Genomic DNA, 11087 nt, shown 5'->3' with positions numbered 1-11087 from the left:
TTTGCTAACATGCGTTTTCAGTTTTAATTATCCGAAGCTCAGGTTAATTAATATAGCAACACACGCATTTAGTTAATTTGCTATACGGTAATAAAAAGCCCGCTTAATCAGCGGGCTTTGTTGGTTTAGTGTTTTATATTAAAACAGTTAGTTACCAACCGCAGCGTCTGCCTTGATTTTGCTCATCAAGATATGCTTTTAACGGCGCAAAGTAATCAAGCATAGCAGTGGCATCCATCTGCGCTTTGCCGGTGATTGTTTGCAGGGCCTCTTGCCATGGGCGTGAAGAGCCCATTTCTAGCATGGCATTAAGTTTCTCGCCCGCCGCTTTAGAGTTGTAAATAGAGCAGCGATGAATGGCTTTATCGTTACCGGCTATTTCGCATAAGCTGCGATGAAACTCAAATTGCAGTATATGCGCTAAAAAGTAACGCGTGTAAGGGGTGTTACCGGGGACATGGTATTTCGCGCCGGCATCAAAGTCATTTTCACTACGGGCAATAGGAGCCTGTACACCTTGGTATTTTTCACGTAACTGCCACCATGCTTTATTGTAGTTTTCTGGTGTCACTGCGCCAGAAAATACCTGCCAGCGCCATTGATCAACCATTAAACTAAAGGGCACAAATGCTACTTTATCAAGCGCCATTTTCATTAACAGGCCAATGTCTTTTGATTCATCTGGCACGTCTTCAAGTAAGCCAATTTCTTTCAAGTAGTCTGGAGTTACCGACAGCGCGATAGTGTCGCCGATGGCTTCATGGAAACCATCGTTGGCACTTTCTTGATAAAATAATGGTTGCTTGTTGTAAGCGCGTTGATAAAAGTTATGCCCAAGTTCATGGTGAATAACTGAAAACTCTTCGCCGGTGCGTTGAATACACATTTTTATGCGTAAATCGTCTTTACTGTCGATGTTCCATGCCGAAGCGTGGCATTGTACGTCGCGATCGGCGGGTTTTGTGAATAATGAGCGTTGATAAAACGTCTCGGGTAATGGCGCAAACCCCATTGAGGTAAAAAACTTTTCAGCCCCTTTTACCATTTTTATTTCATCATAGTTGTGCTTGGCTAATAGCGCTGTAACATCGTAACCGGGATCGGCATTTTCAGGAGCCACGACATCGTAAATATTGCCCCAAGACTGAGCCCACATGTTGCCTAGTAGATGCGCAGGAATTGGCTCGTCTTGCGGTACTTTATCGGTACCATATTGCTCGCCTAGTTTAGCGCGAACATGACAGTGTAAAGCATTATAAAGCGGCTTTACTTGTCCCCAAATGCGGTCTAGCTCAGTGGCAAAGTCATCGGCAGGCATATCGTATTTACTGCGCCACATAGCACCGGTATCGGCATAACCTAGCTCTTTAGCACCTTCGTTAGTCAATGTCACTTGCTGCTGGTAAAGCGGGCGCATCGGCTTGGCGATTTGACGCCACCCTTGCCATAAGTCCAGTAATTCATTGTAATCGCGGCTCGTTGCCATGGTTGCTGTCATATCACCTAAACTTAAACAGCTGCCATTGTCCTTACAGTACTGACCTTTGCCATATAAACCGCCTAACTGAGCGACTATGTGTGACAGCTGCGCGGTTTTATCTGTGTCTTGTGGAGCCGGTAAAGTTAATGCCAGTTTTAGTTTATCGAGTTTACGTCGCGCATCGTAATCAAGCTCAAGCTGGTCGAACTGAGCGGCTTGATTTGCCAAGCGCACTACGGTTTCGGTCATTTTACGGTTCACTTCAGCCGACAACGCTGAGGTATCGTGGGTAATAAAGTTGGCGTAGATCCAATCGGCGCGGCTGGCTTCTAAATAAAGGGCTGAGAGCTCTTTTTCGGTTGCCGCTATAAATGCCTTGGCGTCGTTAACGGTGACCGCCGCAGGCGTGGCTTCTTGCTGCGGCTGCGCTGGGCTTGTTTGTGTATCACAGGCAGTTAAGGCTAGCGTACTGGCCACGACTATAGCGCTGATAGTTAGCTTAAAGTGAGGGTGTCTCATGGTGTTCCTTTATATTATTGTTATGTTAGCAGCGCTAATATAGCAGTGAATTTTAAAACAATAAAATGAATCTCTTACGACTGAAGAATGATTGTATTTAAATTGAGAACGGTCATAATTACATCACTATTTAAATTTAATGTATAAGGAATGTGCTATGTCAGTGTTTTTAATATTGCTGATCGTTGTGCTGGTGGTTATTTTTGTTGTTAAAGATATTCGCCTTAACGTGATCAGCCGGCCGGCGTTTAAAATGTTTAAAAAAGTATTACCGCCGTTATCGCAAACCGAGCGCGAAGCTATGGAAGCGGGCGATGTTTGGTGGGATGGCGAACTATTTAGTGGTGATCCTGACTGGCAAAAGCTGCATCACTTTCCCAAGCCGGAGTTAAGTGATAAAGAAAATGCATTTATTGATAATCAAGTTGAAACCTTACTGGCGATGCTGGATGACTACCAAATTGTGCAAAAAGATAAAGATTTACCTAAGCAAGTGTGGGACTACTTAAAGGTAGAAGGCTTTTTTGCGCTTATTATCCCTGAAAAGTTTGGTGGTCGTGAATTCTCAGCAATCGCTAACTCGACCATAGTGTCAAAAATTGCCACTAAAAGTTTAACCGCCGCGGTGACGGTGATGGTGCCGAATAGCTTAGGCCCCGGTGAGTTATTACTCCATTATGGTACCCCAGAACAGCAAGAACGATGGTTACCAACGTTAGCCACGGGTGAAGATGTACCGTGTTTTGCGCTAACCGGGCCAGAAGCAGGCTCTGATGCAGGCGGTATCCCCGATAGCGGTATAGTCTGTAAAGGTGAGCACAATGGCGAGCAGGTATTAGGCCTGCGGTTAAATTGGTCTAAGCGCTATATTACTCTTGCACCGGTTGCCACTGTGCTTGGGCTTGCGTTTAAGATGTATGATCCTGATGGGTTATTAGGGGATAAAAAAGAGCTCGGTATTACGTGTGCGCTTATTCCTACCGATCACCCAGGGGTTGAAACGGGCGAGCGTCATTATCCACTCAATATGGCGTTTATGAATGGCACCACATACGGTGAAGATGTGTTTATTCCACTCGATTGGATTATTGGCGGGCAACAAGGCGCAGGGCGTGGTTGGCGGATGCTGGTTGAATGCTTAAGTGCGGGGCGGGGTATCTCCTTGCCTGCACTGAGTACCGCAACCGGGCATTTAGCGGCAAAAATGACCTCGGCTTATGCAATGGTACGCCAGCAATTTGGCGTCTCAATTGGCCAATTTGAAGGGGTGCAAGAAGCCTTAGCTCGCATTGGTGGCTTAACTTATGCCCTTGAATCGTGCCGCTTAATGACCGCAGGGGCAATCGATTTAAAACTCAGTCCCTCGGTGGTTACCGCCATTGCCAAATACCACATGACGGAAATGGGCCGCACCGTGATGAACGATGCCATGGATATTCATGCGGGTAAAGGTATTCAAGTGGGGCCAAATAACTATTTAGCCCATGGATATATGGGTATTCCGGTATCGATTACCGTGGAAGGGGCGAATATTTTAACTCGTAACTTAATGATTTTTGGTCAAGGGGCCACGCGCTGTCATCCGTTTGTATTAAAAGAAATGGAAGCGGCCGCCATGGACGATGATGATGCTGCATTAGAGCAATTTGATGGTTTATTAATGAGCCATATTAAATTTGCCGCATGTAATGCCAGCATGGCCTTGGTGCATGGCTTAACACGCAGTTACTTTGCTAACGCGCCGGTGAGTGGCCAAACCGCTGTATACTACAAGCAGCTGGGTAGAATGAGCCGCGGCTTAGCAATATGCACCGATGTGGCGATGCTAATGTTAGGTGGCGAGCTGAAACGTAAAGAAATGATCTCTGCACGATTAGGGGATGTTCTTAGCCACTTGTACTTAGCTTCTACGGTGTTAAAGCGCTATGAAGATGAAGGTCGTCAACAAGCCGATTTACCGTTTGTGAAATATGCAATAGAAACATCACTGTATGAGATAGGCCAAGCATTTGATGGCTTCTTTAAAAACTTCTCTAATCCAGTGGTTAATTTTGTGCTAAAACGAATCGTGTTTCCGTTGGGTAACCACTATCACAAACCCAGTGATGAAACAGCCCAAGTTATTTGCGAACACATGACTCAGCCTGGGGTATTTAGAAATCGTTTAACGCATTTATGTTATGTCGATGAAAAGGGCGGCACGGGCGTAATGGAGCAGGCGTTTTTAGCGATGCACGATATGCAGTCGCAGTTCAAAGACTTAAAGCAGTGGCAACGTAATGGCAAAGTGCCCGCGACGTTAGACATTGAAGGGGCGATTAAGCACGCGTTAGAGCATGATTTATTAGCGCAAAGCGATGCCGATGCAATGCAGCATGCCAATAAATTAAGAAAACAAGCCATCGCGGTTGATAACTTTCAGCCCGGCGAGCTTTAATTAATGATTTAAAAAAGCCTCACCTTGTGTATGCAAGGTGAGGCTTTTTATTGCAGCTAAGTTGTTACCCTAGCGCGCATATGGGTCGGAGAGTATTTTATTCACGTACCAGTTACGCTTTTTATATAGCAATTGGACACTGCGCATATCGTCAATTTTTTTACCGTTGAATGTGCCGGTAAAGATGATATTTATTTGCGCCTTATCAGCATATTGCTGGCGTAAACTCATATTCGACATATCCACTTCAATCAGCACCTGATCAAACTGCATGTTAAATAAGGTGCGCGTTACTTGGCTCACTGTGCCGTATGATTTCATCACCCTTGCTAGCCGTGGTGTTGCCATTGTTGTTGCTTTTTGTAGATCGTTTTGGTTATAGAGTGCATCAAAAAAAGCGATCGCAGTATCTCCTGGTGAATTATCAACCGTGGGGGTTTGCTCGTAACAGCCTGTAATCAATAAGCATAAAATTAAACTAAACAGCGAGGTTATTGTTTTCATTATTAATAGTTTTGGAGTCAATTTGCGTAAATTGTGTGGTTTAACACCGTGGATGTAAAGAGGGGAACCAAGGATAGGCGCTTAATAGATGATAAACAATAAAAAAGGATGATAAATTCATCCTTTTTTATGCTGTGATTAATGATGCTGTTATTGTACTAGTTCTTGTTCGCTAAATTGTTCATCAAACATCGGGCTTGATAAATAACGCTCAGTGCCACTGGGTAATATAACCACAATGTTTTTATCGGCATTTTCTGGTTTTTCGGCAATACGTTTAGCAGCTACCACCGCCGCACCTGATGAAATACCAACTAAAATACCTTCTTGCTTCATTAGTTCGTGAGCCATGGCCATACATTCTTCATTAGTCACTTGCTCAACACCGTCAATCAGCGATAAATCTAAATTACCTGGAATAAAGCCTGCGCCTATGCCCTGAATTTTATGTGGGCCGGGTTTCACTTCTTCACCAGCTAGAGTTTGACTAATCACCGGTGAGTTGCTTGGCTCTACTGCTATTGATTTTACCTTGAGGCCTTTTTCGTTTTTAAGATAACGACTGACGCCAGTAATAGTGCCACCCGTGCCCACGCCAGCAACGAAAAAGTCAACCTTACCATCCAGTGCGTCATAAATTTCTGGACCGGTAGTTTCAAAGTGAATTTTAGGGTTGGCCGGGTTTTCGAACTGTTGCAGTAAAATATATTTATCCGGATCGCTGGCTTTAATTTCTTTGGCTTTGGCAATTGCGCCATTCATACCCTTAGCGCCATCGGTGAGGACTAAGTTGGCACCCAGTGCTTTAAGTAACTTACGGCGCTCTAAGCTCATAGTGTTTGGCATAGTAAGCGTTAATTTATAGCCACGCGAAGCCGCAACAAACGCCAATGCGATACCGGTGTTACCCGAAGTCGGTTCAATCAGCTCTTTGTCTTTTGTTAGTTGACCAGACTTTTCCGCTTCCCAAATCATTGACGCGCCAATACGACATTTAATACTAAAGCTTGGGTTGCGAGATTCAATTTTAGCGTACACATTGCCACCGGTAACACGGTTAAGTTTTACCAGTGGTGTATTACCAATGCTTAGTGAGTTATCTTCAAAAATAGTAGACATAATGTTCCTTTGGATACAATCCGCTCAACGTGTTAGTAGCTTTGTAACTAACTATATAAACACACTTTACTAAGAGTTAAAAAAAATTAAAGTAAAGTTTGGCTATAACATATATCGATTGGGCTTATAACTAACTGAAATAAGAAGCAAGGATTGTTGCTTGCTTGGTTATTACAAACCACGATGTTAACCACTCAGTGGCCTCTTTAAATAATGAGCTTAATCTGTTGCGAGTGCCAACTTTTTTCTAAATTAGCGCTGATTATTAACTTTTTGCTGATTAATTGTGCAAATGAACTGCAGTTGAACAGTTTTATGACACAAGCTATGCAAAACATGATAAAAACATACTATCTAAATCCAATAAAGCAATCACAATGAAGTTAATCTTAAAATTAATTGCCGGTATTGTGGCCGGTATCTTAGCTGGACTTTACATCCCTCTAGTCGGCGTTGAACTTTTATACACAGTCAAGGAACTGATTGGTCAGTTGATCTCCTTTACTATTCCATTGATTATTTTATTTTTTATTGCATCGGGTATCGCTGGATTACCTAAAGGCTCAGGCCACTTATTGGGTAAAACAGTGGGTTTTGCCTATGGTTCAACGGTCATTGCCGGTACATTAGCATTTTTACTGGTAACGGCGGTTATCCCGTTCTTAAGCGGCGGTATTACTTTTGAAGCTGAATCGGTCACCGAGCTAGGCAGTTTCATCGATTTAGAAATACCCCCGTTAATGGGCGTAATGACGGCCCTTGCCACCGCGTTTATATTTGGTATTGGTATGAGTCAACTGGGACTCACCACGCTTAAAACAGTGTCTGATCAAGGCCGTGATATTATTGACGGGCTGTTGTCTAAGGTCATTATTCCTGCATTGCCATTTTATATTGCAGGTGTGTTTGCAGAAATGACGGTTGCCGGTACCGTGGTTGATACACTACAAGCATTTGGTGTGGTGCTGATTGCCGCATTAGTTATGCATTGGTTATGGTTAACTGTGTTGTATGTAACAACAGGGTTATTACTGAAACGCAACCCAATTGAACTGATTAAAAACATGTTGCCGGCGTATTTTACCGCATTAGGTACTATGTCGAGCGCTGCGACCATTCCTGTATCACTGCAGTCAAGTAAAGCCAATAATGTAAAAGAAGATGTGGCTAACTTTACCGTACCGCTGTGTGCCACGATTCACCTATCGGGTTCGACCATTACGATTGTTACTTGTGCGATGGCGGTGATGTTTTTATCTCCGAGCATGGGGGTTCCTTCTTTAATGGCTATGTTGCCATTCATTATGATGTTAGGGGTGGTAATGATTGCCGCGCCGGGTGCGCCCGGTGGTGCGGTAATGTCAGCACTCGGTTTATTAACCAGCATGCTGGGCTTCAATGAAGGGGCCGTTGCATTAATGATTGCGCTTTATTTAGCACAAGATAGTTTTGGCACCGCGTGTAACGTAACCGGCGATGGTATTATTGCGTTATGGGTGGATCGCTTTAACGAAAAAGCATAATAAAGTAGCTGTGTGGCTTTTTTAAGTTACAATTAAGCACAGAGTCAAAGCAATGTGATAATACGCGGTATTATCACATTTTATTTATGTTACAGTGGCAAATTAATGTTATTAAATTGCGAGTTATTAGGTTAGTGAGGGTGCTGCATTGATTAATGTTCTTTTAGTTGATGATCATGAACTGGTACGAACAGGGATCAAACGTATTCTTGAAGATGTACGAGGCTTTAAGGTGGTTGGTGAAGCTAAAACCGGCGAAGAAGCTGTGCAGTTTTGTCGTCAACATTCGCCCAATATCGTACTGATGGATGTGAATATGCCTGGTATGGGCGGACTCGAAGCGACGAAAAAGATTTGTCGTTATTGCCCCGATGTAAAAATTATTGTGTTAACAGTTAATTGTGAAGATCCGTTCCCAAGTACTGTGATGCAAATAGGCGCTCAGGGCTTTTTAACTAAAGGCGCTGGCTCCGATGAAATGGTGCGTGCTATTCGCTGTGTACATGCCGGTCAACGCTACATTGCGCCAGAAATTGCGCAGCAAATTGCGTTAGCCCAAGTCAGCGGGCGTAGCGACGAAAATCCATTTCATAGTTTATCCGAGCGTGAGCTACAAATAATGCTGATGATCACCAAAGGTGAAAAAGCACAAAATATAGCAGAACGCTTAAATTTAAGCTCTAAAACAGTAAACAGCTACCGCTATCGTATGTTTGAAAAGTTAAATGTGGGTGGCGATGTTGAGCTAACACATTTGGCAATTCGCTACAAAATGATCGATATTGACGTCTCTTACCAGTCATAATTTATGTCTGAATTTGATCACGTCCAATTTTTAAAAACGCTATCGAGCGAGCCGGGTGTTTACCGTATGCTCGATAGTGACAATCAAGTTATTTATGTTGGTAAAGCTAAGCAGTTAAAAAAGCGTGTCAGTAGCTATTTTCGCAGTAATATTACCGACAGCAAAACACGGGTGCTGGTCAGTAATATTTGCAATATAGAGGTGACGCTCACCAATACCGAAACTGAAGCACTGCTGCTAGAAAATAACCTGATAAAGAAATACCAGCCTCGTTACAATATTTTATTACGCGACGATAAATCATACCCTTATATTTTACTCACTAATCATAAGCATCCACGACTCGCGTTTCACCGCGGCAGTCGTAAAGTTAAAGGTGAATATTTTGGTCCGTTTCCCAGTGCCGGGGCGGTTTCTGAAAGCTTACGCTTAATGCAAAAAATTTTTCCGGTACGTCAATGCGAAGATGCGTATTATCGTGCGCGTAGTCGTCCCTGTTTACAGTATCAATTAAAACGCTGCTCTGCGCCGTGTGTAAATAAAGTCTCTGAAGAGGAATATGCACAGCAAGTTAATTATGTGCGTAAGTTTTTAACCGGTAAATCCCATGAAGTAATAGCTGATCTAATCGCTAAAATGGAAAAAGCCAGTGAGCAGCTTAATTTTGAACTCGCTGCGAAAGTGCGCGACCAAATTATGTTACTGCGTAAAATGCAGGAACAACAGTCTATTTCGGGCAATTTTGCTGAAATGGATGTGGTCGGCTTTGCCCATTTAAATGGCTTAAATGGCATTCATTTATTAATGATCCGCGACCACAAAGTGCTGGGCAGTAAAACTTATTTTCCTAAAGTGCCAAAAGACTCCAGTGAGCAAGAAATACTCACCTCGTTTTTAGGGCAGTATTACTTAGCGCCGGGGGCGACTGGGCGTATTGCCAAAGAAATTATTTTACCGTTTGAAATTGAAGAAAGTACTGCGCTTGGTGAAGCCTTAACTGAAATTAGTGAACGCAAAGTATCACTAAAAGTGGTTACCCGTGGTGAGCGAGCACAGTACTTACAGTTAGCTAATAAAAATGCATTAAATAGCATTACAGTGAAACAAAGCACACAAGATTCGATTAATAAACGTTATGCACAGTTAAAAGCCACGTTGCGACTAGATGATATTACCCGTATGGAGTGTTTTGATATTAGCCATACAATGGGTGAAAACACGGTGGCAAGTTGTGTGGTATTTGATTCGCAAGGCCCGAACTCGAAAGAATATCGACGTTATAATGTCACAGGTATCACCGGTGGCGATGATTATGCTGCGATGGAGTTTGCGCTTAATAAGCGCTATAACAAATTAGTAGACGAAGAAAAAATTCCCGACGTTATTTTTATCGATGGGGGTAAAGGGCAATTAGCGCGTGCAGAGCACTATTTTGCCAGCTGGCCGCATAGCAAAATGCCGTTACTTGTCGGGGTCGCCAAAGGCACCAGCCGTAAACCGGGCCTTGAAACCTTGTTAATAGATGGTGGGCGCAAAACGATTGCCATGGACTCAGATGCGCCAGCACTGCATTTAATTCAACATATACGCGATGAATCACATCGCTTTGCAATTGCCGGACACCGTAATAAACGCCAAAAACAACGCACGCAATCATTATTAGAAGAAATTAATGGAGTCGGTGCTAAACGCCGGCAAACATTATTAAAATATTTAGGGGGCATGCAAGGGGTAAAAGCTGCTAATATAGAACAGTTAAAGAAAGTACCTGGGATCAGCCCTGACATGGCTGAGAAGATATTTAACCATTTGCATGACAAGGGCTAGCCCTTCATGCGAATATAGCAAAAAAGACATATCCAAGTAGTTATGTGGAATATTCCAAACACACTCACAACCTTTAGACTTTTTCTTATCCCCATTTTTTTGGTGGTATTTTATTTACCTTATTCATGGGCGCTTTTTGCTGCGGCTTTTATATTTTGGTTCGCATCAGTCACCGATATACTCGATGGCTATTTAGCGCGTAAGCTTGAGCAGTCAACACCCTTTGGCGCCTTTTTAGACCCCGTTGCCGATAAAGTGATGGTATGCGCAGCTCTAGTGGCACTCTCAGAACATTATCAGTCAATGTATATGACGATACCGGCACTTATTATCATAAGTAGAGAAATTGTTATCTCAGCGCTGCGAGAGTGGATGGCAGAGCAAGGTAAGCGCGGTAATGTGGCTGTATCTAATATGGGTAAAATAAAAACAGCGGCACAAATGTTAGCCATTATTGGTTTGATTTGGCAGTACGACAGCTGGATGAACTATTTAAGTTTTGGCTTATTGTATGTAGCAACCTTTTTAACCTTAAGCTCAATGCTGCAATATTTGCTGTCAGCATGGAGTGAATTGAGCAAAAATTGATTCTAAACGTCTAATAACGCACCACATTAGATAAAAAATAATCAAACAGTTCAAAACTAGCATTTTTTGTATTGACGCGTTTAATAATCTCTGTAGAATGCGTCCGTGTTGAGAGGGCATAGCCCCCAAGATAAACAAAACGGAAATTAATCAGTTACCTGAATGTTCACATAAATAACAAGTGATAATTCAAATAGCTGATAAAGAATGCGGCACTAGCTCAGTTGGTAGAGCGCGACCTTGCCAAGGTCGAGGTCACGAGTTCGAGCCTCGTGTGCCGCTCCA

8 protein-coding genes and 1 tRNA gene are annotated in these 11087 nt (G+C 43.1%); 6 read left to right on the top strand and 3 right to left on the bottom strand.

Annotated elements, in window-relative coordinates; translation table 11 throughout:
* Positions 1-151: 151 nt before the first annotated feature.
* Positions 152-1999, bottom strand: a complete 1848-nt coding sequence (locus tag ABYB02_RS10410) for a M2 family metallopeptidase (protein WP_372762395.1) — start codon at positions 1997-1999, stop codon at positions 152-154.
* 157 nt (positions 2000-2156) lie between these two features.
* On the opposite strand from ABYB02_RS10410, the gene ABYB02_RS10405 reads away from it, so the two are divergent.
* Positions 2157-4436, top strand: a complete 2280-nt coding sequence (locus tag ABYB02_RS10405) for an acyl-CoA dehydrogenase (protein ID WP_372762394.1) — start codon at positions 2157-2159, stop codon at positions 4434-4436.
* 69 nt (positions 4437-4505) lie between these two features.
* On the opposite strand, the gene ABYB02_RS10400 is transcribed toward ABYB02_RS10405, so the two are convergent.
* Positions 4506-4940, bottom strand: a complete 435-nt coding sequence (locus ABYB02_RS10400; protein WP_372762393.1) for a hypothetical protein — start codon at positions 4938-4940, stop codon at positions 4506-4508.
* A 150-nt stretch (positions 4941-5090) separates the two neighbouring features.
* Positions 5091-6059, bottom strand: a complete 969-nt coding sequence (cysK, locus tag ABYB02_RS10395; RefSeq protein WP_372762392.1) for a cysteine synthase A — start codon at positions 6057-6059, stop codon at positions 5091-5093.
* Between the two features lie 377 nt (positions 6060-6436).
* Between cysK and ABYB02_RS10390 the strand changes: the two genes are divergently transcribed.
* From ABYB02_RS10390 to ABYB02_RS10370, 5 genes are all read left to right on the top strand, one after another.
* Positions 6437-7582 (top strand): dicarboxylate/amino acid:cation symporter, encoded by a 1146-nt coding sequence (locus tag ABYB02_RS10390; protein ID WP_372762391.1) that lies wholly within the window; start codon positions 6437-6439, stop codon positions 7580-7582.
* Between the two features lie 148 nt (positions 7583-7730).
* Entirely contained in the window at positions 7731-8387 is a 657-nt protein-coding gene (gene uvrY, locus ABYB02_RS10385; protein ID WP_372762390.1) for a UvrY/SirA/GacA family response regulator transcription factor, read from the top strand.
* 3 nt (positions 8388-8390) lie between these two features.
* Positions 8391-10214, top strand: a complete 1824-nt coding sequence (gene uvrC / locus ABYB02_RS10380) for an excinuclease ABC subunit UvrC (RefSeq protein WP_372762389.1) — start codon at positions 8391-8393, stop codon at positions 10212-10214.
* Positions 10215-10256: 42 nt separating this feature from the next.
* Positions 10257-10802 (top strand): CDP-diacylglycerol--glycerol-3-phosphate 3-phosphatidyltransferase, encoded by a 546-nt coding sequence (pgsA, locus tag ABYB02_RS10375; protein WP_372762388.1) that lies wholly within the window; start codon positions 10257-10259, stop codon positions 10800-10802.
* A gap of 209 nt (positions 10803-11011) precedes the next feature.
* Positions 11012-11087: transfer RNA gene (locus ABYB02_RS10370), tRNA-Gly, on the top strand.

The sequence above is a fragment of the Pseudoalteromonas sp. genome (assembly GCF_041613455.1).
GTDB lineage: Bacteria > Pseudomonadota > Gammaproteobacteria > Enterobacterales > Alteromonadaceae > Pseudoalteromonas.
This window is presented reverse-complemented; position numbering and strand designations above follow the sequence as displayed.

Bases quoted from the DNA above. Each gene is read 5' to 3' on its own strand.
- ABYB02_RS10405 (WP_372762394.1), top strand. From the start codon at position 2,157: ATGTCAGTGTTTTTAATATTGCTGATCGTTGTGCTGGTGGTTATTTTT.
- uvrC (WP_372762389.1), top strand. From the start codon at position 8,391: ATGTCTGAATTTGATCACGTCCAATTTTTAAAAACGCTATCGAGCGAG.
- ABYB02_RS10400 (WP_372762393.1), bottom strand. From the start codon at position 4,940: ATGAAAACAATAACCTCGCTGTTTAGTTTAATTTTATGCTTATTGATT.
- pgsA (WP_372762388.1), top strand. From the start codon at position 10,257: ATGTGGAATATTCCAAACACACTCACAACCTTTAGACTTTTTCTTATC.
- cysK (WP_372762392.1), bottom strand. From the start codon at position 6,059: ATGTCTACTATTTTTGAAGATAACTCACTAAGCATTGGTAATACACCA.
- ABYB02_RS10410 (WP_372762395.1), bottom strand. From the start codon at position 1,999: ATGAGACACCCTCACTTTAAGCTAACTATCAGCGCTATAGTCGTGGCC.
- ABYB02_RS10390 (WP_372762391.1), top strand. From the start codon at position 6,437: ATGAAGTTAATCTTAAAATTAATTGCCGGTATTGTGGCCGGTATCTTA.